This window comes from Lysinibacillus sp. NPDC097868 (assembly GCF_044761135.1).
In the GTDB taxonomy this organism is placed as follows: Bacteria; Bacillota; Bacilli; order Bacillales_A; family Planococcaceae; genus Lysinibacillus.
On sequence record NZ_JBIWBS010000002.1, the window covers coordinates 99,882 to 126,820 of the forward strand.

35 protein-coding genes and 1 tRNA gene are annotated in these 26,939 nt (G+C 37.7%); 30 read left to right on the forward strand and 6 right to left on the reverse strand.

Going from position 1 to position 26,939, the window contains the following annotated elements; genetic code table 11:
* Positions 1–265: 265 nt before the first annotated feature.
* The 14 genes from ACIQXJ_RS15290 (at position 266) to ACIQXJ_RS15355 (ending at position 13,116) form a co-directional block, all read left to right on the forward strand.
* Positions 266–1,438 carry an ATP phosphoribosyltransferase regulatory subunit gene (locus ACIQXJ_RS15290; RefSeq protein WP_403055415.1) on the forward strand — a complete coding sequence of 391 codons (1,173 nt, stop codon included), beginning with the start codon at positions 266–268 and terminating at the stop codon, positions 1,436–1,438.
* Positions 1,431–2,054 (forward strand): ATP phosphoribosyltransferase, encoded by a 624-nt coding sequence (hisG, locus tag ACIQXJ_RS15295; protein WP_340822501.1) that lies wholly within the window; start codon positions 1,431–1,433, stop codon positions 2,052–2,054. Before ACIQXJ_RS15290 ends, hisG begins: the two co-directional genes overlap by 8 nt.
* 83 nt (positions 2,055–2,137) lie before the next feature.
* A complete protein-coding gene (gene hisD, locus ACIQXJ_RS15300) occupies positions 2,138–3,412 on the forward strand; it encodes a histidinol dehydrogenase (protein WP_403055413.1) in 1,275 nt (424 codons plus the stop codon).
* Between the two features lie 4 nt (positions 3,413–3,416).
* Complete coding sequence (gene hisB, locus ACIQXJ_RS15305; protein WP_403055411.1) at positions 3,417–4,016, forward strand: imidazoleglycerol-phosphate dehydratase HisB; 600 nt, start codon at positions 3,417–3,419, stop codon at positions 4,014–4,016.
* Positions 4,013–4,645, forward strand: a complete 633-nt coding sequence (hisH, locus tag ACIQXJ_RS15310) for an imidazole glycerol phosphate synthase subunit HisH (RefSeq protein WP_403055409.1) — start codon at positions 4,013–4,015, stop codon at positions 4,643–4,645. The genes hisB and hisH overlap by 4 nt, the downstream gene beginning before the upstream one ends.
* Positions 4,639–5,400, forward strand: coding sequence for an imidazole glycerol phosphate synthase subunit HisF (gene hisF / locus ACIQXJ_RS15315; RefSeq protein ID WP_403055407.1), 762 nt, complete (start codon positions 4,639–4,641; stop codon positions 5,398–5,400). Before hisH ends, hisF begins: the two co-directional genes overlap by 7 nt.
* A complete protein-coding gene (hisIE, locus tag ACIQXJ_RS15320; protein WP_403055405.1) occupies positions 5,397–6,014 on the forward strand; it encodes a bifunctional phosphoribosyl-AMP cyclohydrolase/phosphoribosyl-ATP diphosphatase HisIE in 618 nt (205 codons plus the stop codon). Before hisF ends, hisIE begins: the two co-directional genes overlap by 4 nt.
* 90 nt (positions 6,015–6,104) lie before the next feature.
* The gene (locus ACIQXJ_RS15325; RefSeq protein ID WP_403055403.1) at positions 6,105–7,622 is read left to right on the forward strand and encodes a tetratricopeptide repeat protein; all 1,518 of its coding nucleotides are present in this window, start codon (positions 6,105–6,107) and stop codon (positions 7,620–7,622) included.
* 104 nt (positions 7,623–7,726) lie between these two features.
* Positions 7,727–8,671 (forward strand): thioredoxin-disulfide reductase, encoded by a 945-nt coding sequence (trxB, locus tag ACIQXJ_RS15330; RefSeq protein WP_402764159.1) that lies wholly within the window; start codon positions 7,727–7,729, stop codon positions 8,669–8,671.
* A gap of 693 nt (positions 8,672–9,364) precedes the next feature.
* Entirely contained in the window at positions 9,365–9,832 is a 468-nt protein-coding gene (locus ACIQXJ_RS15335) for an NUDIX domain-containing protein (RefSeq protein ID WP_340822515.1), read from the forward strand.
* 9 nt (positions 9,833–9,841) lie between these two features.
* On the forward strand, positions 9,842–10,735 hold the full coding sequence (gene rapZ, locus ACIQXJ_RS15340; protein WP_403055401.1) for an RNase adapter RapZ: 894 nt from the start codon (positions 9,842–9,844) through the stop codon (positions 10,733–10,735).
* 4 nt (positions 10,736–10,739) lie between these two features.
* A complete protein-coding gene (locus tag ACIQXJ_RS15345; RefSeq protein ID WP_401014560.1) occupies positions 10,740–11,711 on the forward strand; it encodes a gluconeogenesis factor YvcK family protein in 972 nt (323 codons plus the stop codon).
* Between the two features lie 90 nt (positions 11,712–11,801).
* Positions 11,802–12,749 carry a DNA-binding protein WhiA gene (gene whiA, locus ACIQXJ_RS15350; RefSeq protein ID WP_401014563.1) on the forward strand — a complete coding sequence of 316 codons (948 nt, stop codon included), beginning with the start codon at positions 11,802–11,804 and terminating at the stop codon, positions 12,747–12,749.
* A gap of 109 nt (positions 12,750–12,858) precedes the next feature.
* Positions 12,859–13,116 (forward strand): HPr family phosphocarrier protein, encoded by a 258-nt coding sequence (locus ACIQXJ_RS15355; protein ID WP_173479449.1) that lies wholly within the window; start codon positions 12,859–12,861, stop codon positions 13,114–13,116.
* Between the two features lie 413 nt (positions 13,117–13,529).
* On the opposite strand, the gene clpP is transcribed toward ACIQXJ_RS15355, so the two are convergent.
* Positions 13,530–14,117 (reverse strand): ATP-dependent Clp endopeptidase proteolytic subunit ClpP, encoded by a 588-nt coding sequence (gene clpP, locus ACIQXJ_RS15360; RefSeq protein ID WP_024363901.1) that lies wholly within the window; start codon positions 14,115–14,117, stop codon positions 13,530–13,532.
* A gap of 307 nt (positions 14,118–14,424) precedes the next feature.
* Between clpP and ACIQXJ_RS15365 the strand changes: the two genes are divergently transcribed.
* A tRNA-Arg gene (locus ACIQXJ_RS15365) sits at positions 14,425–14,496 on the forward strand.
* 137 nt (positions 14,497–14,633) lie between these two features.
* Here the strand turns inward: ACIQXJ_RS15365 and ACIQXJ_RS15370 are convergent.
* The 3 genes from ACIQXJ_RS15370 to ACIQXJ_RS15380 all read right to left on the reverse strand — a co-directional run bounded on the left by ACIQXJ_RS15370 (position 14,634) and on the right by ACIQXJ_RS15380 (position 16,739).
* Complete coding sequence (locus ACIQXJ_RS15370; RefSeq protein ID WP_403055399.1) at positions 14,634–15,764, reverse strand: tyrosine-type recombinase/integrase; 1,131 nt, start codon at positions 15,762–15,764, stop codon at positions 14,634–14,636.
* Positions 15,765–15,845: 81 nt separating this feature from the next.
* A complete protein-coding gene (locus tag ACIQXJ_RS15375; RefSeq protein ID WP_403055397.1) occupies positions 15,846–16,295 on the reverse strand; it encodes an ImmA/IrrE family metallo-endopeptidase in 450 nt (149 codons plus the stop codon).
* An 18-nt stretch (positions 16,296–16,313) separates the two neighbouring features.
* The gene (locus ACIQXJ_RS15380) at positions 16,314–16,739 is read right to left on the reverse strand and encodes a helix-turn-helix domain-containing protein (protein WP_403055395.1); all 426 of its coding nucleotides are present in this window, start codon (positions 16,737–16,739) and stop codon (positions 16,314–16,316) included.
* A gap of 386 nt (positions 16,740–17,125) precedes the next feature.
* Between ACIQXJ_RS15380 and ACIQXJ_RS15385 the strand changes: the two genes are divergently transcribed.
* The gene (locus tag ACIQXJ_RS15385) at positions 17,126–17,356 is read left to right on the forward strand and encodes a hypothetical protein (protein WP_403055393.1); all 231 of its coding nucleotides are present in this window, start codon (positions 17,126–17,128) and stop codon (positions 17,354–17,356) included.
* Here ACIQXJ_RS15385 and ACIQXJ_RS15390 read toward each other — a convergent pair.
* Positions 17,353–17,568 carry a YozE family protein gene (locus ACIQXJ_RS15390; protein ID WP_403055391.1) on the reverse strand — a complete coding sequence of 72 codons (216 nt, stop codon included), beginning with the start codon at positions 17,566–17,568 and terminating at the stop codon, positions 17,353–17,355. The genes ACIQXJ_RS15385 and ACIQXJ_RS15390 overlap by 4 nt on opposite strands.
* 64 nt (positions 17,569–17,632) lie before the next feature.
* On the opposite strand from ACIQXJ_RS15390, the gene ACIQXJ_RS15395 reads away from it, so the two are divergent.
* The 3 genes from ACIQXJ_RS15395 to ACIQXJ_RS15405 are packed head-to-tail and all read left to right on the forward strand — an operon-like array spanning position 17,633 to position 18,837.
* Complete coding sequence (locus tag ACIQXJ_RS15395) at positions 17,633–18,304, forward strand: ORF6C domain-containing protein (protein WP_403055389.1); 672 nt, start codon at positions 17,633–17,635, stop codon at positions 18,302–18,304.
* A gap of 27 nt (positions 18,305–18,331) precedes the next feature.
* A complete protein-coding gene (locus ACIQXJ_RS15400; protein WP_403055387.1) occupies positions 18,332–18,514 on the forward strand; it encodes a helix-turn-helix domain-containing protein in 183 nt (60 codons plus the stop codon).
* Positions 18,515–18,528: 14 nt separating this feature from the next.
* Entirely contained in the window at positions 18,529–18,837 is a 309-nt protein-coding gene (locus ACIQXJ_RS15405) for a DUF771 domain-containing protein (RefSeq protein ID WP_403055385.1), read from the forward strand.
* Positions 18,838–19,107: 270 nt separating this feature from the next.
* Here the strand turns inward: ACIQXJ_RS15405 and ACIQXJ_RS15410 are convergent, their stop codons facing one another.
* On the reverse strand, positions 19,108–19,452 hold the full coding sequence (locus tag ACIQXJ_RS15410; RefSeq protein WP_403055383.1) for a hypothetical protein: 345 nt from the start codon (positions 19,450–19,452) through the stop codon (positions 19,108–19,110).
* Positions 19,453–19,510: 58 nt separating this feature from the next.
* Between ACIQXJ_RS15410 and ACIQXJ_RS15415 the strand changes: the two genes are divergently transcribed.
* The 11 genes from ACIQXJ_RS15415 to ACIQXJ_RS15465 all read left to right on the forward strand — a co-directional run bounded on the left by ACIQXJ_RS15415 (position 19,511) and on the right by ACIQXJ_RS15465 (position 26,639).
* Complete coding sequence (locus ACIQXJ_RS15415) at positions 19,511–19,981, forward strand: hypothetical protein (RefSeq protein ID WP_403055381.1); 471 nt, start codon at positions 19,511–19,513, stop codon at positions 19,979–19,981.
* Positions 19,953–20,102 (forward strand): hypothetical protein, encoded by a 150-nt coding sequence (locus ACIQXJ_RS15420; RefSeq protein ID WP_403055379.1) that lies wholly within the window; start codon positions 19,953–19,955, stop codon positions 20,100–20,102. Before ACIQXJ_RS15415 ends, ACIQXJ_RS15420 begins: the two co-directional genes overlap by 29 nt.
* A gap of 16 nt (positions 20,103–20,118) precedes the next feature.
* Positions 20,119–20,430: a hypothetical protein gene (locus tag ACIQXJ_RS15425; protein WP_403055377.1), complete on the forward strand. Its 312-nt coding sequence runs from the start codon at positions 20,119–20,121 to the stop codon at positions 20,428–20,430.
* The gene (locus ACIQXJ_RS15430) at positions 20,421–20,603 is read left to right on the forward strand and encodes a hypothetical protein (protein ID WP_403055375.1); all 183 of its coding nucleotides are present in this window, start codon (positions 20,421–20,423) and stop codon (positions 20,601–20,603) included. The genes ACIQXJ_RS15425 and ACIQXJ_RS15430 overlap by 10 nt, the downstream gene beginning before the upstream one ends.
* Complete coding sequence (locus ACIQXJ_RS15435; RefSeq protein WP_403055373.1) at positions 20,600–21,511, forward strand: hypothetical protein; 912 nt, start codon at positions 20,600–20,602, stop codon at positions 21,509–21,511. Before ACIQXJ_RS15430 ends, ACIQXJ_RS15435 begins: the two co-directional genes overlap by 4 nt.
* Positions 21,512–22,099: a host-nuclease inhibitor Gam family protein gene (locus ACIQXJ_RS15440; RefSeq protein WP_403055371.1), complete on the forward strand. Its 588-nt coding sequence runs from the start codon at positions 21,512–21,514 to the stop codon at positions 22,097–22,099.
* A 12-nt stretch (positions 22,100–22,111) separates the two neighbouring features.
* Positions 22,112–22,447, forward strand: coding sequence for a hypothetical protein (locus ACIQXJ_RS15445; RefSeq protein WP_403055369.1), 336 nt, complete (start codon positions 22,112–22,114; stop codon positions 22,445–22,447).
* Positions 22,448–22,468: 21 nt separating this feature from the next.
* The gene (locus tag ACIQXJ_RS15450; protein WP_403055367.1) at positions 22,469–23,398 is read left to right on the forward strand and encodes an AAA family ATPase; all 930 of its coding nucleotides are present in this window, start codon (positions 22,469–22,471) and stop codon (positions 23,396–23,398) included.
* A gap of 1 nt (position 23,399) precedes the next feature.
* Complete coding sequence (locus ACIQXJ_RS15455) at positions 23,400–23,846, forward strand: DUF669 domain-containing protein (protein ID WP_403055365.1); 447 nt, start codon at positions 23,400–23,402, stop codon at positions 23,844–23,846.
* Between the two features lie 128 nt (positions 23,847–23,974).
* A complete protein-coding gene (locus tag ACIQXJ_RS15460) occupies positions 23,975–24,238 on the forward strand; it encodes a hypothetical protein (RefSeq protein ID WP_403055363.1) in 264 nt (87 codons plus the stop codon).
* Between the two features lie 19 nt (positions 24,239–24,257).
* Positions 24,258–26,639: a phage/plasmid primase, P4 family gene (locus ACIQXJ_RS15465; RefSeq protein WP_403055361.1), complete on the forward strand. Its 2,382-nt coding sequence runs from the start codon at positions 24,258–24,260 to the stop codon at positions 26,637–26,639.
* Positions 26,640–26,939: the final 300 nt, after the last annotated feature.

Sequence of the window (26,939 nt, forward strand, 5' to 3'; positions counted from 1 at the left end):
AAAAGTGTTAGATTGACTGCAGTCAATCTAACACTTTTTCTTTTGTCCCAGCCATTTTTACGTTATTCGAGCTGTGTGATAGAGCTTGATAACAGTTCCACTTTAAATAAATACGTGTATAATTAACTGAATAATAAGTAATTAAATTTTTAGAGAATTCAGTGCGTAATATATTGACTGTATAAAAGGAATGCGTTAAAATACTTTCATATTCTAATTCTCTAGTACTCTAGTGAATTAAAGTGAAACGTGAGGAAGTGTCAACATGTCAGCGATTAAAATGTTTGAAAAGCCACTTGGTATGCGCGATAAGTTTCCGCAAATTTATGAAAAAGTAGAAGCTGTAAGACATACAGGTCGAAGCTTTTTACGCTCAAGAGGCTATGAATTTATAAAAACACCTACAGTAGAGTATTTCGATACAGTAGGTAAAGCATCTGCAATTTCCGATGCGCATTTATTCAAACTTGTAGATAGTCAGGGCAATACGCTCGTCCTACGTCCTGATATGACAACACCGATTGCTCGAGTAGCCACTTCGAAATTATTAAAAGAAATGATACCGCTACGCTTAGCTTACTTTGCTAGTGTATTCCGTGCACAGGAAACAGAAGGTGGGCGGCCAGCAGAATTTGAGCAAATGGGTGTTGAGCTAATCGGTGATCATTCGGTATTTGCGGATGCTGAGGTAATCGCTACAGCAATGGAATTGTTAAAGCAGTTTGGCATAGAAAATTTCAAAGTAACGATTGGACATGCAGGTGTCTTAAATTGTATTTTACAGGACTATACAGAAAGTATCGAACAAGAAGACGCACTTCGCACTTTGCTTGTACAGCGTAACTACGTAGGCTTTGAAGAGGCAGTGACATCTTTTGATTTACCAAAGACAAAATCAGATGCATTGTTACAATTTATCGAAGAGGCAATGACCTTAAAGGAAATTCGGGATATCGAAAAATATGTGCGTAAAAATGACGCATTAGAATATATGCAACAGCTTGCAAAATTGTTAGAAGTTGCTGACTTAGCTCAGTATGTAGCGTTTGATTTTACGCTATCAAGTCATATGAGCTATTACACAGGAATGTTATTTGAAGTGTTTGCATCAGGCAGCGGTTTTCCATTAGGGAATGGTGGACGTTATGATGGATTACTTGAAGTATTTGGCTCAAAAGTAGGGGCTACAGGTTTTAGTATTCGTGTAGACAGACTATTAGAAACGATAACAGCACAAGCTTTGGAAAAGGAAGAAGCTGTCGTTGTGCTATTTGAGGAAGCAGACTTTGAGGTGGCTCTTGAAAAGATACAAGCTTTAAGAGCAGCAGGAAAACAAGCGACCTTACAGTTAAGAAGTAGTTTAATGGATGAAGCAGCCTTTTTAACGCATTTTACTGAGGTGGTTGTTGTTGGACAGGAGGAAATTCGCGGTGAATGAATTAACAATTGCTATGCCAAAAGGGCGCATTTTTGAAGAGGCATACCAAATGCTTATAGAAGCAGGCTTTAATTTACCAGAAGAGGTTGAGATGACGCGTAAATTAATGATAGAAATTCCTGAAGAAAAAATTCGTTTTATACTAGCAAAACCTATGGATGTTCCTGTGTATGTCGAGCACGGTGTTGCAGATATAGGCATTGCCGGTAAAGATGTCTTACTGGAACAACAGCGCGTCGTCCATGAGCTTCTTGATTTAAGAATAAGTACATGCTATATCGCATCAGCAGGCTTACCTAATACGACGATGAACGAAATTGCGCCACGCATTGCGACAAAATATCCAAACATTGCGATGAAGTACTATAAAGGTATTGGTGAGCAAGTAGAAATTATTGAATTAAATGGGTCTATTGAGCTTGCACCGATGATAGGCTTAGCGGATCGCATTGTAGATATTGTATCGACAGGACGTACTCTTAAAGAGAATGGCTTAGTCGAGTATGAGTTTATTACGGATGTATCCTCGCGTTTAATCGCCAATCCAGTGAGCTATCGAATGAAAGGTGATCGCATCATTGACCTAGTAAAACGCTTAAAGAATTGCGTCGACTAATAAAATATCATGTGCTTCTACTTGTAAACTCGTTGCAAAAAGAGCGCTGCACGAATTGCTAGAAACTAAAGGGGATTTTTTTCATGAAAATAACAAAGTTAGCAAAAGGTATTTCCTTGAAACGACCACTTGAAGGTGGCAACGAAGAACAATTAAAGGTTGTACGACAAGTATTGGCGGATGTCCGAGCACAAGGTGACATCGCAGTACGTACATATACTGAAAAATGGGATGGCTTTGCTCCTGACGATTTACGTGTCACAAAGGAAGAAATTGCAGAGGGCGTAAAGGCGATAGATGCACAACTATATGCAGATTTAACGGAAGCTGCACAAAATATTCGTCTCTATCATGAGCAACAAAAGCGTTCTGGCTATCGAATGGAATTAGCAAATGGCTCCTGGCTTGGACAACGTATTACTGCGCTCGATGCAGTAGGTCTTTACGTTCCAGGAGGGACAGCTGCATATCCCTCCTCCGTATTGATGAACGTAATTCCTGCACAAGTTGCTGGTGTTCAGCGAATTGTTATTACATCACCTGCTGGTCGTGACGGTAAATTACCTGCTGGCGTGCTTGCTGCTGCTCATATTTTAGGAGTAGAAGAAGTATATAAAATTGGTGGTGCACAGGCAATTGCGGCACTTGCCTACGGAACGGAAACGATTCAAGCGGTCGATAAAATTACAGGCCCTGGCAATATTTTTGTTGCACTTGCTAAACGTGAAGTATTTGGTGAAGTCGCAATTGATATGATTGCGGGACCAAGTGAAATTGCAGTAATTGCAGATGAAACAGCCTTTGCAGATGAAGTAGCTGCAGATCTTTTATCACAGGCAGAGCATGATAAGATGGCTTGTGCCATTTTAGTGACAACATCTGAGCAACTTGCTAATAACGTAGCACTTGAGGTGGAAAAGCAATTAGCCACTTTACCACGTGAAGAGGTAGCACGTGCATCAATAGAAAATTATGGTGCGATTTATATTGCCGAAACGATGTCAGATGCAGTAGAGGCAATTAACTCATTAGCTCCGGAACATTTAGAAATCGTTACAAAAAATGCGGAAGCTGTGGCAGAGCAAGTACGTCACGCTGGCGGTATCTTTATCGGGCGATATAGCTCAGAGCCTGTTGGTGATTATTTTGCAGGCACAAACCATGTATTACCGACAAACAGCACAGCTCGTTTTGCAAGTGGTTTAAATGTAGATGACTTCGTGAAAAAATCGAGCATCGTTTATTACACTGAAAAAACGTGGGCAGATAATGCCCCGAAAATTGCACGCTTAGCTCGCATGGAAGGCTTAGAGGGGCATGCTCGTGCAGTAGAATCTCGCGGATGGGAAAAGGAGTAGAACGATGACAGAACAGAGACGCTATGCAAAGGTAGAACGGACAACTAATGAAACACAAATATCAGTAGCCATTGATTTAGATGGTGAAGGCAAAGCGGATATACAAACAGGTGTTGGTTTTATGGACCACATGTTGGATTTATTTATTAAACACGGCCTTTTTAATGGCACAATTCAAGCGAACGGTGATACGCACATTGACGATCACCACACGACAGAAGACCTTGGCATTGTGTTAGGACAAGCAATTCGTGAAGCGCTCGGTGATAAGAAAGGTATTAAACGTTACGGTAATGCCTTTGTTCCAATGGATGACGCACTTGCTCAAGTTGTGGTCGATTGCTCAAATCGGCCGCATTTAGAATATCGCGTGCCCGAGCTAAAAGAGAAGGTCGGCACTTTTGACACAGAATTAGTGCATGAGTTTTTATGGAAATTCGCACTTGAAGCAAGAATGAATGTGCATGTCATTGTGCCATATGGTCATAATACGCACCATATAATTGAAGCTATCTTTAAGGCGTTAGCACGTGCGATTGATGCGGCAGTTGAGATTGATCCTCGTGTTAAAGGTGTACCTTCAACAAAGGGGCTGTTAACGTGAAAATCGGTGTAATTGACTATGGGATGGGCAATTTATTTAGTGTCGAACAAGCATTAAAACGCCTTGGCTGTGAGGTCGTTGTAACAGCAGATGAACACGAGCTAGATGCAGTCGATGCACTTTTACTGCCAGGTGTGGGCGCTTTTCCAGATGCTATGAAACGTTTAGCTGAAACAAAATTAGATAACTACCTCCAAAAAGTAAAGGCAGAAAATCGACCGTTGCTCGGTATTTGTTTAGGGATGCAGTTATTATTTGAGGAAAGTGCAGAGGTGACATTAACGAAGGGTCTAGGTTTCTTCAAAGGGAGCATTCAACGCTTTAGCGGAGTTGAAGGGGATCAATCATATCGAGTGCCTCATATGGGTTGGAATCAATTGAAGGTGACGAATCGCCCTGTATGGCTAAAAGATGAAGCAACTGCCGAGCATGTTTATTTTGTCCATTCATTTTATGCGACAAATATTGATACAACAGAGCTTGTGGCTTATGCAGACTATTATGGTATTGAAGTGCCTGGAATTGTTGCAAACGGCTCTATTACAGGTATGCAGTTCCATCCTGAAAAATCGGGTGAGTTAGGCGTGTACTTATTAGAACAATGGTTAAAAGGGGTGGCGGCGTGCTAACAAAACGTATTATTCCGTGTCTTGATGTAAAGGATGGCCGTGTTGTCAAAGGTGTACAGTTCGTTTCATTGCGCGATGCAGGAGATCCGGTAGAGCTTGCAAAGTTTTATGATGAGCAAGGGGCAGATGAGCTTGTATTTCTAGATATATCCGCATCGCATGAAGGCCGTGAAACAATGGTCGATGTGGTGCGCCAAACAGCGGCGACATTAGCTATTCCATTTACAGTTGGCGGTGGTATTCGCTCGTTAGAGGATATGAAACGTATTTTACGAGCTGGTGCTGATAAAGTATCCGTTAATACATCTGCTTTAGAACGTCCAGAGCTTATTAAAGAGGGTTCTGACTTCTTCGGTGCACAATGTATTGTTGTTGCAATCGATGCGCGCTACAGTGAAGAAGATGGCACATGGATGGTGTATACACACGGAGGCCGCAACAAAACATCATGGCGAGTGATAGAGTGGGCAAAAGAGGCTGTTCGTTTAGGTGCTGGTGAGATTTTATTAACAAGTATGAATCAGGACGGAGAAAAATCTGGCTTTGATTTAGCGTTAACAAAGGCGGTAAGAGATTCCGTGACAGTCCCCGTCATTGCAAGTGGTGGTGCAGGGAATGCCGAACATTTTTACGAAGTATTAACAGATAATGTAGATGCAGATGCAGCACTTGCAGCATCGATTTTTCATTACAAGGAAACGAGCGTAGCGCAAGTAAAACAATACTTACGTGAAAAAGGAGTGGCAGTTAGATGATTAATAACATTAAATTTGACGATAAAGGTCTTGTGACAGCCGTTGTGCAAGATGCCAATACAAAAGAAGTATTAACAGTAGCTTATATGAATAAAGAGTCATTAGAAAAAACATTGGAATCAGGCGAAACATGGTTTTACTCACGCTCTCGTGAAGAGCTATGGCATAAAGGAGCTACAAGTGGAAACGTACAAAAGGTAGTATCCATTAAAGCGGATTGTGATGGCGATGCATTAGTTGTAGAAGTACTTCCTGCAGGCCCAGCATGCCACAATGGCACGACTTCTTGCTTTACTAATGTACTTCAAGAAAACGCTAAAGTTGGTTCAGTTGGTATTATCCCTGAGCTAGTCAAAGTAATTGAAAAGCGTGAGCAAGAAATGCCAGAGGGAGCATACACTACATATTTATTCGATAAAGGCATCGATAAAATTTGTAAAAAAGTTGGGGAAGAAGCAACAGAGGTTGTCATCGGTGCAAAAAATCGTGATGCAGAAGAAGTAAAATGGGAAGCGGCAGATTTAATTTACCATCTATTAGTTTTACTACAAGAACAAAAAGTAAATGTTTTTGATGTATTGCATGTGTTGGAAAAACGTCACGAGGAGAAATAACAGCATATCGCTTATTGTATGGTATAATATAAGTTACTGTAAAAAGGAACGTATGATGCGTTCCTTATTTCTTGTTTCGGAGGAAATATTTTGGAAAAGAAACGTCAAAAAGAGAAGCAAACGAATGTCGTATCGTTCATTCCAACAGGCGACTATTATTATAAAAAATCAATTCAAGCGATGAATAGCGGACAGATGGATAAAGCCTATAAATATTTACAGCGTGCTGTTGATTTAAGTCCAGATGATCCAATGATTTTATTGCAATTAGCGATTGTAGAATTAGAAGGTCAAAGTTTTGAAGAAGCCTATGATTTACTTCGTCGTGCCTATCAATTAGATCCAAATGAGCCGGAAATAATTTTCTATATGGCGGAGGTGTCTGGGTGCGTCGGCATTATTCAAGATGCCAAACGCTTTGCGGAGCAATACTTAGAAATGGAACCTGAGGGTGCTTATGCAGATGAAGCGGCAGAAATATTGGAGTTTGTAGCCTTTGAACAAGATGATTATGAAGAGCTTGAAGGCAGTGGCGAGGATTTATATCGTCAGGAGCAAGCTCGTCGTTGTATGGAAAAGGGAGATTTCCCAGAAGCGATAAACATTTTAGAACAACTAGTAGAAGATAGACCAGAATTTTGGTCTGCATACAATAATTTAGCTTTGGCTTATTTTTATGTCGGTGAAGCAGAGCAGGCAAAAGCAATCCTAAACACTGTACTGCGTGAAAATAAAGGGAATTTACATGCGTTATGCAATTTAACGGTTATTGCGTATTACGAGAAAAATGATGAGGAATTAAATGCCCTGTTAGAAGTATTGGTGAAAATACAGCCATATGCTTGGGATCATCGTTATAAACTAGGTGCAACGCTTGCACTTATTGGTCAATATGAAATAGCCTTTAAATGGCTACGAAGCATGCAAAAACGTGGCTATTTAGGTGATCCAGGATTTTACTTTTGGTTATCGCATGCGGCGTATTTCTCTGGCTATGATGAAATTTCAAAGGGTGCTTGGGAGCAGTTACTTGAGCTTGATCCAGAGAAAGAGGGCTTTGAACCTTGGCGTCAGCATGAAAATACATATGAGCTTGACGCATTAGAACATGATCGTGACTTCATTGTATCTAAACTTGAAAGTGAATATATAAGTGATCGCCTATTCGGTTTGTTTTTACTAAAAGGTACAGCGCATAAACAGGAAATCATTGCTCATCCTAAATGGATAGATGTTGAACAATTTGGTGCTTTCGAAAAGCTTTTTTTAGCTTATGCACTTGGTCATCAGTTTGATGAAAAAAACAAAGTCGAGGCAAGCTTTTTAAGAGCCGTCCGTGTATCAGAGATATTATTAGAGCAATATGGGAAAATGACAACATTAGTTGCACCGATGTTTCAAATGTGGTTTGTGCTTTGTGAACAAGCACTTAGTGAAAATTATCGCTTTACAAATCCTGCGGCCATTGCAGGTGCAAATGATTTCTTATTCCGCTCATCTCGCATGTTGAAGGTGACGAAAAAAGAAATTGCAGAGCAGTATGGGATTTCTGTGTCTACATTATCTAAATATATTGAAGAAATGTTAATGTTTTTACCAACGAGTTAAATTTAGTCTGTGAGCAACAAAGTTGAATAACTTAATGCTTTCACATACGATGAACATACTAACGTTATTATAAAAAAGTTTTACAAGTTTAGGAGGAAGTATGTATGTCAGAAGAAAAAATTTATGATGTTGTAATTATCGGAGCAGGACCTGCCGGCATGACTGCGGCTGTTTATACATCACGTGCAAACCTTTCAACGCTAATGATTGAGCGTGGTATTCCTGGCGGACAAATGGCGAATACAGAAGAAGTAGAAAATTATCCAGGGTTTGATACTATTTTAGGGCCTGAGCTATCTACTAAAATGTTCGACCATGCGAAAAAATTTGGCGCTGAGTATGCATACGGTGATGTTTCAGAAATCATCGATGGAGAAGAATACAAAATCATTAAATCTGGTGCTAAAGAATATAAAACACGATCAATTATCCTTTCTACAGGTGCAGAATATAAAAAAATGGGTGTACCAGGTGAAAAAGAACTTGGTGGACGCGGTGTCAGCTATTGTGCAGTATGTGATGGTGCATTCTTTAAACAAAAAAATCTCGTTGTCGTAGGTGGTGGGGATTCAGCTGTTGAAGAAGGTGTTTATTTAACACGTTTTGCTGATAAAGTAACAATTGTTCACCGTCGTGACAAATTACGTGCTCAAAAAATTCTACAAGATCGTGCATTTGCCAACGAAAAAATTGATTTCATTTGGAATGCAACAGTAAAAGAAATTAACGATGCTAACGGTAAAGTAGGCAGCGTTACATTACAATCAACTGTTGACGGCACAGAATCAGAATTTAATGCTGATGGCGTATTTATCTATATTGGTATGCTTCCATTAACAAAACCTTTTGGAGCATTAGGAATTTTAAATGAAGCTGGTTATATTGTGACTAACGATAATATGGAAACTAAAGTACCAGGTATTTTTGCTGCAGGAGATGTACGTGAAAAATCGCTTCGCCAAATCGTAACTGCGACTGGCGACGGTAGTATTGCAGCACAAGCAGCACAACATTATGTGGAAGAGTTATTAGAAAAAATTAACGCATAATAGGCCTAAAAAAAGTTCGTATTGAATGACCGCATACAGCGATAAAAAGCTGGTTGCTATTGGCCGTTATTACCGGAAAAAAATACAATTTTTTAATACGGTTTTAATATTGCTGTAACTTGAATGACATATAAAAGGTGTATTATTTAGAGTGTAATTAGCAATCCCCCTTTTATTTTTTTAGTAGGTTGTTTCCGCCTAATTAGGTGGGAGCAACCTATTTTTGATATTTGTGCTAGTGACTGGCACTGAAACAATTCTGAATTCAGTGCCAGTCACTCAAACAATTCTGAATTTAAATGTCATTCACTCTATCGCTTCAAATTCCTGTGACAACAGCACAAAAAGTAAGACGGAACAAAGCGCGCGATCGTGACAGTTGCGGCTAACCTTGTGTTGTGTGGAAAGCGAAGAAGAGTTATACGCAATAATAAGCCTGATGCATAGGCTTATTATTTTTGAATGTGTCATGTCTAACAATAGAAAACTGTATACTATAAGTATGGTTATTCGTGTAAAATAACTGTCATTGGGAGTACGACGACCCTTTATGAAAAAGAAACAAAAATCCTTAATGATGATTCAAAATAATCGATTTTTTGCGCAAGATACCATAGTTGTGAAATGAAGACAAACTCTGATAGGTCTTGCTATAATAAAAAATATAATGCAAAAGAGATTAGAGGTGTGTCTATGCAAAGAATTGCAAACTTAATTGCCGTAAAAGACGGCAAAGTATTATTACTTCAAAAGCCGAGACGGGGCTGGTATGTAGCACCAGGCGGAAAAATGGAGAGCGGTGAGTCGATTTACGAGGCTGCTTTACGTGAGTTTCAGGAAGAAACAAATGTAATACCATTGAACGCGCATCTAAAGGGTGTATATACGATGATTATTAAAGAAGATAACGTTAAGGTGGATGAATGGATGCTATATACTTTTATGGCGAAAGATATAGAAGGAGTACCATTCGAAGAAACAAGAGAAGGTAAGCTTGCATGGCACCCAGTTGGGGATTTAAAACATTTGCCGATGGCTGAAGGTGATCGAACAAATTTACAATTTGCTGTTTCGCAATCAGGCATTCAGTACGGCACATTCGAATACACGAAGGATTTTGAATTGCTTCATGAGAAAATACAAATATCAATAGAACAATAAAGGAGCTGCATGACAGTGGTGGTTGAAAGTCAACAATGTACACATGAATTGGTCATTATTACAGGAATGTCTGGAGCTGGGAAGACCGTAGCTATTCAAAGCTTTGAGGATTTAGGGTATTACTGTATTGATAATTTACCACCAGCGTTACTCACGACTTTTTTAACTTTACTTAGGGATTCAGGTAAAAATATTACACGTATTGCAGCTGTCATGGATATGCGTGGCGGCAACTTTTTTGATTCGCTTATTGGTGCGCTTGACCATATATTAAAAGAAGGCGACATCATTGTCCGCATTTTATTTTTAGATGCAGATGATGCAACGCTTGTAAGACGTTATAAGGAAACAAGACGTGCACATCCATTAGCTGTAACTGGTTTACCGCTAGATGGTATTAAACAAGAACGCGTACTTCTATCAGAAGTAAAAGGTCGCGCTAATTTCGTTTATAATACGTCTAACATGAAACCAAAAGAGCTACGCGAGAAAATCGTTAAAGAATTTGCAAGTGATGCAGATCATACTTTTTCAATTAATATTATGTCCTTTGGATATAAACATGGTATGCCAATAGATGCAGACTTAGTATTTGATGTGCGCTTTTTAAAAAATCCTTATTATGTGGAGGAATTGCGCCCTAAAACTGGTTTGCAAACTGAAGTCTCATCTTATGTATTAGCGTTAGAGGATACACAAATTCTTATACAAAAACTAACGGATTTGTTTGAATTTATGATACCGCTTTATAAACAAGAGGGGAAATCACAACTTGTCATTGCTTTTGGTTGTACAGGAGGACAGCATCGTTCGGTGACTTTAGCAGAATATTTTGGTGCTTGCTTAGCCAAAAAAGAAAATGCTGTGATATCGCACCGTGACATCAATCGAAGAAAGGATTGAGTGAATGGGGAAAAAGCAAACAAGGCTAGTTGTAATAGGTGGTGGTACTGGCCTTTCTACGTTACTACGTGGTTTAAAGCATCACCCGTTTGATATCACTGCAATCGTAACAGTTGCGGATGATGGTGGTTCCTCAGGACGTTTACGTGATGATTACGATATCCCTCCGCCTGGTGATGTTCGTAATGTCATCGCTGCATTATCAGATGTGGAGCCACTCGTTGAGCAAATGTTTCAATATCGTTTTTCGGTATCAGAGGATTTAAATGGTCATTCTCTTGGCAATTTAATGTTAACGGCCTTAACCGATATAACTGGGGATTTTAGCCATGCTATTAGTGAAATGGGAAAAGTTTTAAAAGTACATGGTCGAGTAATCCCAGCAGCTAATAAAAAAATTACTTTAAATGCCGAATTAGAAGATGGGGTAGTAATTGAAGGTGAGTCAAAAATTCCAACTGCCGGAAAGCGCATTAATCGCGTTTTTTTAGTGCCTGAAAATGTGCAACCGCTACCGGAGGCAATACGAGCAATTAATCGAGCTGACTATATTTTAATAGGACCTGGAAGCTTATATACGAGTATTATTCCTAATTTGCTAGTAAAAGAAATTGGAGAAGCTGTAGTAAGAGCCAAGGGACGAAAAATTTATGTATGTAATTTAATGACCCAAAAAGGTGAAACGATTTCTTATACAGCAGGTGACCATGTTGAAGCTATTCTCAAACATGTTGGAGATTCTTTTATTGATGCTATTTTAGTAAATGATGAACAACTTCCGCACCCAGTTAAAGAGCTGTATAAAGAAGAATGTGCGGAGCCCGTAACATTTGATGTTGGTAAGCTTGAAAGTATGGGATTAGAGGTTATAAAACGTGATATTGCAACCATTCGACCAGATGGGACAGTTCGCCATAATGCTGCAAATGTAGCACAATGGCTTGTGGATTATGCAAAAATCTTACCGAAAAAGTAAGGAAGCCTACAATAGAGTCCTAAAGAATGCTTGTTGTATATGGTAAGATGAACATATACATAGAAATAAAGGTCGAAAGGAGGGCGTAATATGTCATTTGCTTCAGAAACGAAAAAAGAGCTGACGCAAGTAGAAGCGGACGATTATTGTATGAAAGCAGAAGTATCTGCTTTAATTCGTATGAATGGTTCATTATCTTTTGCTAACAAGCAACTTAGTTTAGACGTGCAAACTGAAAATGCTGCAATCGCTAGAAGGCTTTACACAATTATGAAGAAGTTGTATCCATATAACGTCGAGCTACTTGTACGAAAAAAAATGCGTTTGAAAAAGAACAACGTTTATATATGTCGTGTGCGAGAAGGGGCGCGTGAGTTACTCATTGATTTAGCGATAATTTCGGATGATTTCCAATTCAATCACACGATTTCTAAAGAGCTTATTAGAAAGAGTGGCCATAAAAGAGCTTACTTACGTGGAGCATTTTTAGCAGGTGGCTCGGTAAATAACCCAGAAACGTCTGCCTATCACTTAGAAATTTATTCTTTGTATAAAGAACACGGTGAAGCATTAATGGACTTGATGAATGAATTTGAGTTGAACGCAAAAACAATTGAACGAAAGAAGGGCTTTGTGACATACTTAAAAGAAGCGGAAAAGATTTCCGATTTTTTAAACATTGTCGGAGCTCATCAAGCAATGATGAAATTTGAAGATGTTCGTATATTACGCGATATGCGAAACAGTGTAAATCGTATTGTAAACTGTGAAACAGCAAACTTGAATAAAACGATAGGCGCTGCACTACGCCAGGTAGAAAATATCCGCTTTATTGAAAATTCAGTTGGGCTGGATCAGCTGCCTGAAAAGCTTCGTGAAATTGCACGCTTACGTGTGGAATATCAAGATGTAACGTTAAAAGAACTTGGTGAAATGGTCTCAAGTGGAACGGTTAGTAAATCAGGAGTTAACCATCGATTGCGTAAAATAGACGAAATAGCAGATGCATTAAGAAGAGGTGAAAAAATAGGCGGTTAAGCTTTCATACAAAAGACAGAAAGCTAATGCAAACGCTTATTGTTCTTCTGCTGCTAAGTGCGGTAATATAAAACTAATAGATGAACGGTAGTGAAGGAGAGAATTGCGAATGACTGAGAAAACAGTCCAGGTAAAATTAAAATTAGGACTACAAGCTAGACAAGCGGCGTTGTTTGTACAGGAAGCAAATCGTTTTAGTGCTGATATTTTTCTTGAAAAAGACGAGAAAAAAGTAAATGCCAAATCCATTATGGGTGTAATGAGCTTAGCTATTGCTAAAGGTACCAAGGTCGTTTTAAGCAGTGAAGGTAGCGATGCAGAGCAAGCGGTTACATCATTAGCTGCTCTTATAGAAAAAGAAGACTAAGCAAAACCATGCTTAGCATATCAAAAACAAAAAAACCTCTAAGTCATTTGTACTTAGAGGTTTTTTATCTGCCGCCGTTGATTTCCGCTACGGGCAGCTGCTTTCTACGGGCACACCGTAAGCCGCAATCCTCGTTAACGCGCGGATTGTTGCCTCTTACGTTTTGTGCTGTCCCCCCAGGAGTCATCGCTTATTCTAATTGTTTGAGTGCTTGCCACTTAGCAAGAAAAAATCCACTCCGCTTTCCGCGGGCACACACATACTCCGCAACCTTCTCTGGCGCACGAATTGTTGCGTCTCGTATTGCATGTATTAAAGTCATTGGCTAGCCTGGAAATTGTTTGAGAATTGTTTGAGTGACTGGCACACATAAAAAAACCGCTAAGTCACATGGACTTAACGGTTTTTTCTAATTAGCGTTCGTTGCGTACAAAAATATGGTCAATTAAGCCGTATTCTTTTGCGCGTTCAGCTGTCATGAAGTTATCACGATCAGTATCTCTTGAGATGACTTCTAGTGGCTGACCAGTACGCTCAGATAAAATACCATTTAATTTTTCACGAAGGAATAAAATGCGTTTTGCAGCAATTTCAATTTCAGTCGCTTGACCTTGCGCACCACCAAGTGGTTGGTGAATCATTACTTCTGCATTTGGTAATGCATAGCGCTTACCAGGTTCACCAGCAGCAAGTAGGAAAGCACCCATTGATGCAGCCATACCAATACAAATTGTTTGTACTTTTGGCTTGATGAATTGCATTGTATCGTAGATTGCCATACCAGCTGTAATAGAACCACCTGGTGAGTTAATGTAAAGAGAAATGTCTTTATCCGGATCTTCTGCTTCTAAAAATAGAAGCTGCGCAACGATTGAGTTTGCAACGTTGTCATCAATTGCACTTCCTAATAGGATAATACGGTCTTTTAGTAGTCGTGAATAAATGTCATAAGCACGTTCACCACGACTTGTTTGTTCAATAACTGTAGGAATTAAATTCATGTTAAATCCTCCTTAAAAAGCTAAATTCGATTACTTTTACTGAAATCATCCATTATATTTCAGTTGTAACCTTATCATACACATTATAGTCAGGGAAGGTCAAATATTAACGCTGATATTAAGAAATTAAATCCATAATAAAAATTAATATTTATAGTTGAATTATGGGCAATATGTTTGTATAATAGAAAGGTCGTAAGTAAAAGTACAGTACACTATTTTGCAGGTATGCTTCTACAATGAGGATTATCTACATGATGCTTTACCGTAAAGCCTAAGAGTGAGTACTTTTTTTTTATGTTCAATTGCCCTCGTGGTGTAATGGATAACACGTAAGATTCCGGTTCTTGCACTGGGGGTTCGATTCCCTCCGAGGGCGTTTTTAAAGTTTTAAAGAGTGTTTTAAAAAAATTAAATAACCTTTAAAAACGTTGATATATAAGGATTTGTGGCATGGTTTATCTTATCGAGATTGTTTAAGTCTATCTAACTTTTTTAAAACACTTTACACAAGTTTTACACATTTTCTGATTCGATTATACTTTCTTTTTTATAAAGATTTAATGCAATGTTTTCGTCTTTTTCTTTAAGTTCTTTCAGTACGTGTGTGTACGTGTTATATGTCGTTGCAATATCAGCGTGTCCTAGTCGTTCAGATACGTATTGTATAGTTGCTCCAGCAAATAATAAAGACGAAGCATGTGTATGTCTTAATGCATGTATTGTTACTTTATCCAATTCAAGACTATCTAAAACATTATTCAAAGCTTTATTTACGGCGTTTCCAGTCACAACCATCTTTTTGCTTGCTGAAGAATAAAAAACTAAATTGTGAGGTCTTTCTGGCAACGTGGATAGTAATTCCTTGAACACTAGCATTACATCTTCATCTACAGCAACTTTTCGAGGCTTACTATCGGCTTTCAAATCCCCGAACTCGTTTTTATCATCTTTTTTATATCTCCATGTTTTATTAATGTCTAATATATTATTTTCAAAATCAAAATCATTATCTGTGATACCTACTAGCTCTCCATACCTAGCACCTGTCGTTAATGCTAACAGTAGCATATAATAAGATAAATTTTTAGATTCTAAGTGCTCCAGTAAATAAGTATATAATTTTCGGCTTTCTTCAAAATCTAAATATTTATCCGTTTCTTTTTTTGCTTTTACAGTAAAATGTAATTCGATTTTTTGTGTGAAATCGTGTAATATTAGCCCATCGAGTACCGCGTCTTTAACACAGGCTCTTACATGGGTATTCAATTTACGTACAGTTTCTTTTGATTTTCCAGTTCCGTATGCGTTTATAAAAGATTGGTAATTCTGCCGAGTAATTTTCTGTATTGGTTTATCTGCAAAGTATTCTTTTACTGAATCAAGTGAGTTAATGTACCGATTGTAAGTAGTATAGTGTCGATTCTTTTTAAACACTTCAATCCAAGTAGTGAAGTAGTCCACAAACGACCGATCTTTTACTACCACGTTTCCCCCTTTTGATAAACTCATTTCTATTTCTAATGCTGCTGCAACTGCTTCTGGCTTTGTTCTGAATCCACTTTTACGAATAGGCTTGCTTTTACCATCCACTACATTACTAATAGTGTATTGCCACGTTTTACCTCGCTTTTGAAAACTTGCCACATTAATTTCTCCTTTCTATAATTTAATCTAGTTAATCCCAATTTTAATTATCACCACCTTTAATGGGAATGTTTGTTCTTTTTAGGGTAAAATTTTTTTACCATCTATAGTTTTTAAAGAAAGTAGCTCTCTTGGAACTCCTTTTTCTTCAATTGCATCATAGATGGTAAAGCCTGAACAATTTTCAATATTAAATAATTCATCTGGTAATAATAGCTCGACAGCAAAAGTGTTAGCTTCTATTTCTAATTTATCCGTAGAAAACAATGTATTTTTCTTAAGAAATACAGTATTCGCTTCTGGATGTTGAACAACGTGACCGAGTTCATGAGCAGCGGTTAATAGTTGTTTTTTAGATGGTAAATTCTCATTGATATGAATTACTTTTGTACGGTGGGATCTACTATAATAGCCGTATATAGACCCTAATGGTTCATAAATAACAACTACACCTAGTAGATCAGCCAACATAAAAGGATCCCTTGTATCGTATTTTTCAACTAACTGCGCCACAATCTTTTTAATATCCACCACAAACACCACCGTACTTTAATCTCTATATTTTTTAGGTGTAAACTTCTGTTTTGCTATGCGTTTAGTTAAACGTAAAGTATTTTCCCAAGAAGCAATTAATAACTCTCTGTCTTCTTCGTCTAAATCTTCTAAAACTCTTCCATCAAAGGCTGCAAATGCATTTTCTACGTCCTCACCATTAATTCTTTTCTTAAGTTCTCTTTGAATAGTAAGTTCGTCTTTTTCAGTTAGGTCATAGTAACGTCTTTTATCTGTACGACCTAATAGGTAGTCAGTGCTAACATCGAAATAATTAGCTACTTTTTCTACGTTGTCTATTTTAGGTGAGGATGTATCCCATCTTCGAATTTGTCCATTAGAAATACCAACATTTCTTTCAACTTCTGCAAAAGTAATTTTTCTTTCATTACACAGAATTTTTATTCTTTCTACTAAACTCACTGATATCAACCTTTCGGAAGCCTATGAAAAAAATATTTTAGCATTTACGCTATTTATAGTTGACTAATAGCGAGAATGTTAATATACTGTGTTCATAAGCTAATTAATTGGCTAAAAAGACAATAAAAAATACGACCTATTTAAAAACATTTTTCGTTGGGGAACGGTTTAAATGTTGGTTTAAAGGCTTTTGAAAAGTCTTATTTAGCTATGCGTTTATAATAGCATGTGCGCTAATTTAGGTCAACAGATTAGCGAATAATTTAGCTTAAAAATTTTCCAATTAAGTAAAGCGCTGTGATACCGAGCCAATGACGGTATAACTATTCTGACTTATAGCTGATATGACGGTAGCAACGTTAATGGAGATTAAAGGAGTGAGAAGTGTGGAGGATAAAGATGTATTTGCGAATCTCAAACAAGCATTTGAACAAGCAGTTGAATATTCAGTCGAAAACGGAATGAACTCATTTGTAACAGAAAACGAGATACGACGTTCGGAACTGTTAACGGCAGTAGCGAATGAAGCATCTCGTAGATTGAAAGAAAGAAATGTTATAGGTCAAGATGGTCTAGCTAATGTAATTACTGGTCGTAGAAAGTATCAAGAGTATTAAAATTTTTTCTGAGTACTATCGTAAAACATCTTAAAGCTGTACTCAAAAACTCTTATAAAGCTTTCAGAGTAGTTAGATTCAACGAATTCACGAATAACTTCATAATCCTTTGAATTTGGGAATTCATTATCTAACTCTACTTCGGCAGCTATATCGCCAATAGGCAAATTAACACCTATGAATTTCAACAACCATTCTTTGTAAGTCAACATTTTTTTATCACCTACCTTTCTATCCAAATTGTAACAGAAAGGTAATTGGAAGGAGGAAAACAATTTGAATCAATTAATGAAAGCTGATGTTCAAATGACAAGTTTGAATATTGCAGAGTTAACAGGTAAAAGGCACGCTGATGTAATGCGTGATATTCGCAAAGAAGTTGATGAATTAGGAGAGGAAATAGCCCAACGCATTTTTGCACTCGGCTCTTATTTAGACAAAAACAAACAAGAAAGACCTTGCTACGAATTTGGCAAAGATGGGGCTATGCAATTGGCATTAAAATACGATGCTGTAACTCGGTACAAAGTTATCAAACACATTGAAGAGTTGGAGCAGGAGAAAAAGTTGCCAGTAAATAGTACGGTAGCCCTTTTGGAAACAGCTTTAAAACATGAGATGGAATTAGCTGAAATCAAAACAGATGTGGACTACCTAAAAGGTAGTATGCGAATTGATTCACTCCAACAACAAGAAATACAACAGGCTGCTAAACAATCAATTGTACAAGCTTTAGGTGGTAAAGATTCGGTTGCTTATCAAGAGATTAGTAAAAAAGTATTTTCAGCATTTTGGAATGAGTTCAAACATTATTTCAAGGTTCCACGTTATGGAGATATACCAAAAGTTAAATACGCAGAGGCGTTAAGATTTATCCAGTTATGGAGGCCCTCCACAATATTGCAGATTGAAATCGACAGTTGTAATAGCCAAATGGCTTTCGAATGAACTGTTTAATAGAAAGGAGACTATGACATGTCAGAGGATTTAGGAGCACAAGTTAGATCAGAGATGTTCAAACGAAAAATGAGTCAAAAACAATTAGCTGAAATGGTGGGTATTTCAAATGCTTATCTGTCAGACATAATTCGTGGGCGTAAAGACGGCCCAAAGGCACAGGAACATATTAAACACATTCGAAAAATCTTATCTATTTAAGGTGGGTGCTCAATTTGCAACAACTACAGGTCAATTTAATAGTACAAGTACCTGACGACTATATCCTTGTTGAGAAAGTAAAATTTGAAAAGTTACAACAGGAACAATTATCTGGGCGCTATTGGACAATGGATGAACTAGAATGCCGAACAGGGCGAGGGCACTTGTGGCTGAAAAATAATTTATTGTTCATCCCGAAGTTCAAAAAGCAATTAGAAAAGTTTGTACATTATCCGAATGCGTCTGGCGAGAAATGGGCATTTCAAGCTAGCAAAATGTCGCAGTTTTTAGAAGATAACTTTTACAGCATTTTTAAGGGGTAGGTGAAATCAATTGAAAATCAAAGTAGCCGAATGGCTAGCATTACCGATTGAACAACGATTAGCTTTAATCAGCAACGCGATTAATAAAGCTGTAGCAGTGCGTTACAAATAAAACTATCAATCTATTGGAGGTTGAGATAGTGGAGAAAGCAAAACAAATGTTTGCTGAAACTAAGCAATGTAAATGCAACGTGTGCAGTAAAGAATTTCACATAGAAGAAGCTATGTATTGCACACGTTGTGGATCAAAACTTGAATTAAAAAATGCCGTTATCCAAAAGGAATTTCATCACTAATCTTAAATCCAGTTTGTTTAACTAATTCAAGCTTTGCATACTTCACTTCAATTAATTGTTCTTGATTGAAAAGAGAAGGTGAAGCACATTTTGGACAATAAGCAGCATCAGGATTTAGAACAAATTCTTCTTCACCATCAAAATCATGCTCTACAGGTTCGTTGATGTCAGTAGTGAAGGATAAAGTTCCAGTACATTCATTGCGAATTGGTGAACCACATTGAGTGCAATAAATGTGATCTTCAGTTAAATCAGTAATCTCATGATTACATCTTAAACAATTCTTTAGATATTTATTTTCATGTGTTTCTATAGTCATTTTAACACCACCTTTCTACCAATAGTTTAACAGAAAGGAAATATAAGGAGGAATAAAAATGAGAGCAGTTTTGAATGTTAAAGGTACTAAGTTGTCAGTTCTATCAATTCATTATCACACAACGGGAGAGCCTTCCACAGTTTATGCAGTTGATGAAAATGGCAAAGAAGAACGTTTTATCGAAAAATCACAAAGCCAATATGTTAGAGATCCACATGTTGCAGTTGAAAACTTGGGTGAGTTGCTTGAATTTCCAGAACTCGAAGCAAGGATTGTGGAAGGCAACAACAAGCTTATATCTCATCTTGATGAAATGATTGAACAGGAAGGCAAAGAGCTAACAGGAATTGCAATTGAAGCAATGGAAGGTGAGCCGGATTTACCGTTTGACAATCATCTATCAATCAAGCAACGAGAATACAAGCTTAAACAGCAACGTGTACTTGGTTGGATTGATGCAGTAGAAGAAGTCAAAGCATTCACGGAGGGATATTACGCCAATGTCGATGATGAAACAGTTACAGCGTAATGCAGTCATTGAACAGTTGAAAAAATTGGACATCCACAGTATTGATGAACAACCGCTAAGCGAAGTGTTGTATACAACGTTGCTTAAAACATTGGCACTTAAACGTGCTGCTGATAATTGAGGGGAGGTGAATAATATTGGATGCTTTGAAAATGTTAGAGCAGTACAAAAATGATGGTAGCAGAGTTGATGAAGTTTTGTTTCATACTGTTGCTAAAGAATTAGGTCGCTTACGTGAAATCATCGACCAAAAGAATTTTTCAATCGATTTAATTGGTGAACAGAAATTAGATGCACAAAAAGAAAATAAACATCTACGTGAAGGACTTGAAAGTGTACAGAATCAATTATTTTCAATCAGAGGAATAAACAAAGTACACGATAGCGAAATTACAGAGTTATGCGCTGGAATACGGAGAACTTTGGAAGGTGTGAATAAATGCGTATAGGCTACACACACGCTGATTTATATGACAGAGAATCAGATTATTGGCAAGACATTCAGGATGCAGAGAATGCCCAAATTGAGGCTCAAAAAAACTCGTCAAAGGCGGCAACCAATGGCGAGCAAGTAAAAATTAAAAATGACACTGGTATTGTACCACAGGAGGATGCGAAATGACAAAGACGAAAAATGAGCGTATCGCAGTATTAGAAAACGAAGTAGCTGAATTAAAGCTAATCGTCCATGAATTACGTGAACGTCCACAGTTAACGACTGTTATAAATAGTACACCGGAGGGGCCTTCCACAACTAATTCTGTGGAGGACATCATCGAATTTGAAGGTCAGCAATATCGCAATGTTGATCGTGAAGCGCAAATTGGAGATGTTGTTGTATTTACTCAAGAACATGCTGAAAAAACGAATGAAAACGCGATTACCGCTGGGAAGCCATATGGAGTTATTGAAGCATGGGGCGAGCCTAGATTTTTAACAAACAAAAATGGAAGATACCGAGTTTACGAAGAAGGTTTTGGACGTACACCTGAAAACGTAACTGTCTACGAACTAATCGAATCCAAACCACTAACACCAAATCAACAACGTACTGCAGTTATTGAGAAGGCGAAAACATTTGTTAAAAATATTGTAGGTGAACACGAAACTTTTCATACAACTATCGGCTTACATCAAAATCAATGTGTAAGACCAAAATTCTATGTAAACGAAAAGAAACGTGCAGTAACTGTATTAATCTACGGAGCCTTTAGTAAAAGATTGATTTTCAAAGGACTTGCAAAATGTAATCCATCTGACGTTTTCAACGAACACATTGGAAAAGCCATTGCACTAGGACGAGCGCTTGGTCTTGATGTGAGTGAATTTGAACAGGTGGTGCAGCCTACAGTAGCTGTAGGACAAATCCTTAATAAATATTGGAATTATGAAGTCTTAACCCTAGAAGATAAAGATGGGAATTTGAAGATTGTGGATAGCGGAAACTTCGCTAATGGTGGTGATTTACCAAATACAGATTGGTACACAATCATCAACGACACTAACGCTATTTATGGAGGTGTTGAATAAATGGGTAACTCATTACGCAAGTATGAACTTGAAGCGCCAGCACCAGAAATTGTGGAAGGCGAACAAACAGAGGAAACTAAACAACGTTATGAAATTACCAATCTCGAAAGTCTAAATTGGGCATTTCGTCAAATTGCTAATGCACAAGCGGAGTTAAAGAAAAATCAAGCTCTAGCAGATGCTGAATATGACCGCATCAAACGTTGGCAAGAAGATGAATCGAAATCTCATATTAATACTGTTGAATTTTTCCAACATTTAATTGCTGAATACCATACAAAAGAATTGGCTGAAAATCCAAAGAAGAAAACAATTTCTACGCCATACGGTAAATCGAAATCAACTACATCTTCAGCACAACCTGATAAGCCGACTAATGCTGATGAAGAAAAGTTATTAGAATTTGTAAAAGCTAATAAAAAAGAGCTTGTTAAAACCGTCGAAGAAGTACAATGGGGCGAATTCAAGAAAACACTTAAAGTCGTAGAAATTGATGGTGTTGAAAAAGTCATTGATGAAAACGGGCAGGATGTTCCAGGTGTAACTATCAAGCCAAAAAATACAACCTTTAAAGTTGAAACAATATAGGAGGAAACCCACTTGAAAAAATTACTCAATCAAAAAGAACAGCACTATGCAGATACACGCGAAGAAGCAGAAGAAATTGTAACAACTGCTAAAGAAAACGAAGCGTTAATCATGAACAAAATCAGCGAGAAATACAACAAATACGGTCAGTATTTCTTAGTTGACCTAACGTACCAATACGGCACACCTAAAGAGGTAATGGAAGGTAAGCCGGATAATGATGCGCCAGATGGTCAATTAACTATTGAAGAAGTGGATGCAGAGAATGAAGATTTACCAGAATTCGAAGATCCATTTGCAGGGGTAGGAGAGAAAAACGAAGTACCTGATGAAAAAGTGCCATTTTAATAGCAAAGGAGTGTGGAAGGTATGCAAGTAGCTAATGCAATACGCGAAAAGCAGAAAGCCTTAATTGGATTAGTTGGTCCATCAGGTAGTGGTAAATCATTATCTGCTTTACTTCTAGCCTATGGGATTGTAAAAGAAGCACATCCCGATTTACCCGAAGAAGAATTGTGGAAGAAGATTGGTGCTGCAGATACGGAACATAGACGGTTACTTAATTATGTTGGACAGACGCATGGAAAAATCACAATAGGCTCGTTCAAATATATAGATTTTGAGCCACCGTTTAATACAGAACGTTACAACATGGCAATTAAATTATTAATGCAACAAGGGGTAGAGGTAATAATTGTGGACAGCCTTTCGCATCAATGGCAAGGCGAAGGTGGAGTTGTTGAAACTCATGGTGGCATGCAAGGTAACTCGTTTCAAAACTGGGGTAAGCTTGCACCGGAATCTAGCAAGTTAGTAAAAGGTTTAACAACTGCAAATGTCCATATGATTACAACGCTACGAGTGAAAAGTGATTATGTAATTGAGCAAGTAGACGGCAAAAACGTACCTAAAAAGGTTGGTATGAAGCCAGTCCAAAAAGATGATATGGAATACGAATTTGACACAGTGTTTTCTATCAGCATGGATCATACTGCTCGAGTAAGTAAGGACATTACAAATTTATTCGAAGGTGATGAATTTATTATCACTGATGAAATTGGTTCAAAACTTTATCGTTACCTTGAATTAGGTGTAGATGTACAAGCAGAGGAACGTGCTAGACGTGAAGAGGAAGAAGCGAATCGTATGAGCAATGTAGCTAAAATTCGTGAGTTGTCTTCCACAGATGATAAAGTAGCGAAAATCGTTTCAGATTGTGAATTTAAAGCAAATTTACAACTAGAAAACATGACCGTACCTATGGTCGATAAAATCATTAATTTAATTGGAGGAAATTAATATGTTCAAAATTAATCATGAAGAAGCAAAAGGTGGATTTGAGTTAGTCGCAAAAGGTGATTACGAAGTTACGGTCCACAATTATGAAATGAAAAAAGCTACCACAGGTAATAACCAAGTTGTTGTGGATTATGAAATTCGTAGTGATGTTAACCAACCGCACCAAGGGCAAAAAATCTTATTTGACAATTTCACAGTTACGGAAAAAGCCATGTGGCGTTTCCAAGCAATTTCGAAAGCTGCGCAGTTCCCAGATGGTATGGATTTCAACTCATACAAGGAATGGGCAGACACATTAGTCGGTAAGCACTTGGTAGTAACAGTTGGTCACCGTGTAGCCAATAACGGCAAAACATATCCGGAAGTAACTGGATTTAAAGAATCGACAGCAGGAGCGCCACAAGGTAGTGGTCCAATTACAGTAAATGAGGATGACGTTCCATTTTGATGATCCGTTCAAGTTTGTTAATGAGTGGGCAATCGTTAATGGCTACGATTAAATAAAATTTCATAGAGAGGTCTGTTTTAGGCGGACTTCTCTTTTTTATACCCAAAAACAGTGAATGAGGTGCCAAAGTGACTGAAATTGAATCAAAGTTACGCAATCAGAATGGTCGTTTAAAAGCAACGATTAAAAAGAAAAATCATGTTATCCGTACTATTGATCATCACAACAATAGGTTAGGAAATCAAAACAGAGCGTTAGAAGCATGCATTAAATGCCGCGATAAAGAAATTGAAATGTTAGTGGATTTATTGAAATTCTTTGGCATTGAATCTGAATTAATGGATTTTAGTAAACGTGTTGATTTAGCTAGAAAAGCATTACGAGAATGCTGAAAAGAATGAAGGTGACAACATGAAAGTAATCTCTTACAACTTTAACGAAATTCCTGCTGAACTTCGCAATATGCCGAACTGGATATTGTGGAAAGCAGAACAAAAAGATAACGGTAAAATTACCAAAATTCCATATCAAATTGACGGCAATGAAGCTCGTTCAAATGATGCGCGTACATGGTCAACTTTCCCTACTGCAGCAAAGTTTTATAGAGATTCTAATGCAGATGGAATTGGCTTTGTATTCAGTCGTCGTGATAATTTTGTCGGTATTGATATAGATAAATGCGTAACCTATGCCAGCGATGATGAAAAACACGAAAATCCAACCGTTAGTGATTTCGCTAAAGATGTTATTGAAATGCTTGATAGTTACACGGAATTTAGTGTCAGTGGTACAGGCGTTCACATCATTGTGCGTGGCAGCTTACCACAATCAATCTGTGGTACAGGTCGTAAAAATGCCAAATTAGGTTTAGAGATATATCAGCATGGACGTTACTTCACAATGACTGGCAACCGAGAAAATTCGAATGAAATTTTTGATCGCACAGATGAACTTGTCGAATTGCTTGAAAAATATTTTGATGATAGTGATTTGCGAGGTCGTGTTGTAAATATTTCCGAATACGAAAACGATGAAATTAAATTATCAAATGAGCAGCTATGGCAGAAGATGTTCAATAGCCGCAATGGTGATGAAATTCGCGCATTATATAACGGTCATTTAATCGATGACGACCATTCATCATCTGATATGGCATTAGCAAACCATTTAGCTTTTTGGACAGGTAAAAGCGCTACACGTATGGATAGTATGTTCCGTGAGACTTCGCTAATGCGTGATAAATGGGACAGAATCACATACGGCGATACAGGTGAAGCATACGGTGAGCGTACCATTGCAAAGGCTATCGCTTCTACTACCACAACCATATTGGACCATAAAAACGACAGTGAATTTTCATTTGCCATCCACAGTGATGATGTGGTGGAAGAGGTCGAGCAAAAGCCAGCTCGTAAATTCAAATTGACCGATTTAGGAAACGCCGAGCGTATTGCATATGAATACGGTCACATCATTCGTTATATTCCATCGGTTGGTTGGTACGTTTGGAACGGTAAGTATTGGGAGTTTGATGATAAAGGTAAGCTGCATCGTTTAGTTGCAAAGGTCGTTCGCAAGCTAGGTGAATCAGAAGATGAAATAGAGAAAAAATGGGCGCGACATTGCGAAAAACACAATGTTCGTGAATCTGCTATCAAGGATTTAAAAATATTAGTACCAGGTGATCGCGCTGAATTTGATAAGCACAAATTTTTGTTCAATGTGGCAAATGGCATTGTTGATTTGCAGACAGGCCAGTTACAACCGCATGACCGTGAAAAGCGATTAACGAAAATGGCGAATGTTGAATTTGTGGAAGGCGCAAAATGCCCAACATGGCTTGCGTTTCTTGAACAAATATTTTTAGGCGACAAAGATTTAGCCGATTATATGCAGCGTTTAATAGGTTACTCATTAACAGGTGATATTTCAGAACAAATTATGATGTTTCTTGTTGGTGGTGGCAGTAACGGTAAATCAACTTTCATCAATACAATCAAGGATTTGATAGGCGAATATGGCAAACAAGCGAAGTCAGACACGTTCATAAAGAAAAAAGATACAGGAGCTAATAATGACATTGCCCGACTTGTTGGATCACGTTTTGTAAGTGCGATTGAATCAGAAGAAGGAGAAAAACTTTCGGAATCATTTGTTAAGCAAATTACGGGTGGCGAGCCAGTATTGGCCCGTTTTTTACGACAAGAATATTTCGAGTACATTCCTGAATTTAAAGTGTTCTTTACGACAAATCATAAACCAATCATTGGTGGACTTGATGAAGGTATTTGGCGCCGCGTTAAATTAATTCCATTTGATTTGAATTTGCCAGCTCATCAACGGGATAAAAAGTTACCTGAAAAGTTATCGCTCGAAATGCCAGGCATTTTAAATTGGGCGATTGAAGGTTGCTTAAAGTGGCAGAAGGATGGATTAAAAGAGCCTGCCATCGTTACGAAAGCGACAGGGTTATACAAAGCAGATATGGATATATTAGACCCCTTCTTAATTGAGTGCTGCTACCAAGATAGAGAAAATGACCAAATTAAAATCGAAGCAAAAGAGCTTTATAACGTATATGACAGCTTTTGCTACAAATCGGGTGAGCGCACTTTAGGTAATCGTAGTTTTTATAGGATGTTGGAAACGAAGGGTTACAAAAAGGAACGTGGGGCCGGAAATAAATTGTATGTTTATGGAATTACATTGCTTGAGAGAGCGCCGGAAGGGGTTACTCAACAACAAGAAAACGTTACTGAGGAAGCCGAAAAAGCAGGTTTTAAGCTCGTTTAGTACCTCGCAGTTAGTTTAGTAACTATTTTAGCTAACCCTCGGAAAGTCAGTCATATCAAGGGTTTAGAGTACTTTTTATAGTTATTTAGTTATTTTTGTTATTGGAATATCAGTTAAATAGAAAAATAAAAAATAAATATATAAGTATATATAAGAGCGTAATACCCATTTACAAGTAACTAACTTAACTTTTCGAGACGTAAAATCGTTCAATCCCTTGTGGCTGTAGGGTTAAACAGGGAGTTACTAAAGTAACTTTCAGTAATTATTTAGAGTTATTTAGTTATTTAACGTGGTTTT

Bases quoted from the DNA above. Each gene is read 5' to 3' on its own strand.
- ACIQXJ_RS15345 (WP_401014560.1), top strand. From the start codon at position 10,740: ATGGGGAAAAAGCAAACAAGGCTAGTTGTAATAGGTGGTGGTACTGGC.
- ACIQXJ_RS15290 (WP_403055415.1), top strand. From the start codon at position 266: ATGTCAGCGATTAAAATGTTTGAAAAGCCACTTGGTATGCGCGATAAG.
- hisIE (WP_403055405.1), top strand. From the start codon at position 5,397: ATGATTAATAACATTAAATTTGACGATAAAGGTCTTGTGACAGCCGTT.
- ACIQXJ_RS15410 (WP_403055383.1), bottom strand. From the start codon at position 19,452: ATGACTATAGAAACACATGAAAATAAATATCTAAAGAATTGTTTAAGA.
- clpP (WP_024363901.1), bottom strand. From the start codon at position 14,117: ATGAATTTAATTCCTACAGTTATTGAACAAACAAGTCGTGGTGAACGT.
- ACIQXJ_RS15435 (WP_403055373.1), top strand. From the start codon at position 20,600: ATGACAAAGACGAAAAATGAGCGTATCGCAGTATTAGAAAACGAAGTA.
- rapZ (WP_403055401.1), top strand. From the start codon at position 9,842: ATGACAGTGGTGGTTGAAAGTCAACAATGTACACATGAATTGGTCATT.
- hisB (WP_403055411.1), top strand. From the start codon at position 3,417: ATGACAGAACAGAGACGCTATGCAAAGGTAGAACGGACAACTAATGAA.
- ACIQXJ_RS15415 (WP_403055381.1), top strand. From the start codon at position 19,511: ATGAGAGCAGTTTTGAATGTTAAAGGTACTAAGTTGTCAGTTCTATCA.
- ACIQXJ_RS15450 (WP_403055367.1), top strand. From the start codon at position 22,469: ATGCAAGTAGCTAATGCAATACGCGAAAAGCAGAAAGCCTTAATTGGA.
- ACIQXJ_RS15420 (WP_403055379.1), top strand. From the start codon at position 19,953: ATGTCGATGATGAAACAGTTACAGCGTAATGCAGTCATTGAACAGTTG.
- ACIQXJ_RS15455 (WP_403055365.1), top strand. From the start codon at position 23,400: ATGTTCAAAATTAATCATGAAGAAGCAAAAGGTGGATTTGAGTTAGTC.
- ACIQXJ_RS15430 (WP_403055375.1), top strand. From the start codon at position 20,421: ATGCGTATAGGCTACACACACGCTGATTTATATGACAGAGAATCAGAT.
- ACIQXJ_RS15465 (WP_403055361.1), top strand. From the start codon at position 24,258: ATGAAAGTAATCTCTTACAACTTTAACGAAATTCCTGCTGAACTTCGC.
- whiA (WP_401014563.1), top strand. From the start codon at position 11,802: ATGTCATTTGCTTCAGAAACGAAAAAAGAGCTGACGCAAGTAGAAGCG.
- ACIQXJ_RS15440 (WP_403055371.1), top strand. From the start codon at position 21,512: ATGGGTAACTCATTACGCAAGTATGAACTTGAAGCGCCAGCACCAGAA.
- hisD (WP_403055413.1), top strand. From the start codon at position 2,138: ATGAAAATAACAAAGTTAGCAAAAGGTATTTCCTTGAAACGACCACTT.
- ACIQXJ_RS15400 (WP_403055387.1), top strand. From the start codon at position 18,332: ATGTCAGAGGATTTAGGAGCACAAGTTAGATCAGAGATGTTCAAACGA.
- ACIQXJ_RS15355 (WP_173479449.1), top strand. From the start codon at position 12,859: ATGACTGAGAAAACAGTCCAGGTAAAATTAAAATTAGGACTACAAGCT.
- trxB (WP_402764159.1), top strand. From the start codon at position 7,727: ATGTCAGAAGAAAAAATTTATGATGTTGTAATTATCGGAGCAGGACCT.
- ACIQXJ_RS15335 (WP_340822515.1), top strand. From the start codon at position 9,365: ATGCAAAGAATTGCAAACTTAATTGCCGTAAAAGACGGCAAAGTATTA.
- ACIQXJ_RS15390 (WP_403055391.1), bottom strand. From the start codon at position 17,568: ATGTTGACTTACAAAGAATGGTTGTTGAAATTCATAGGTGTTAATTTG.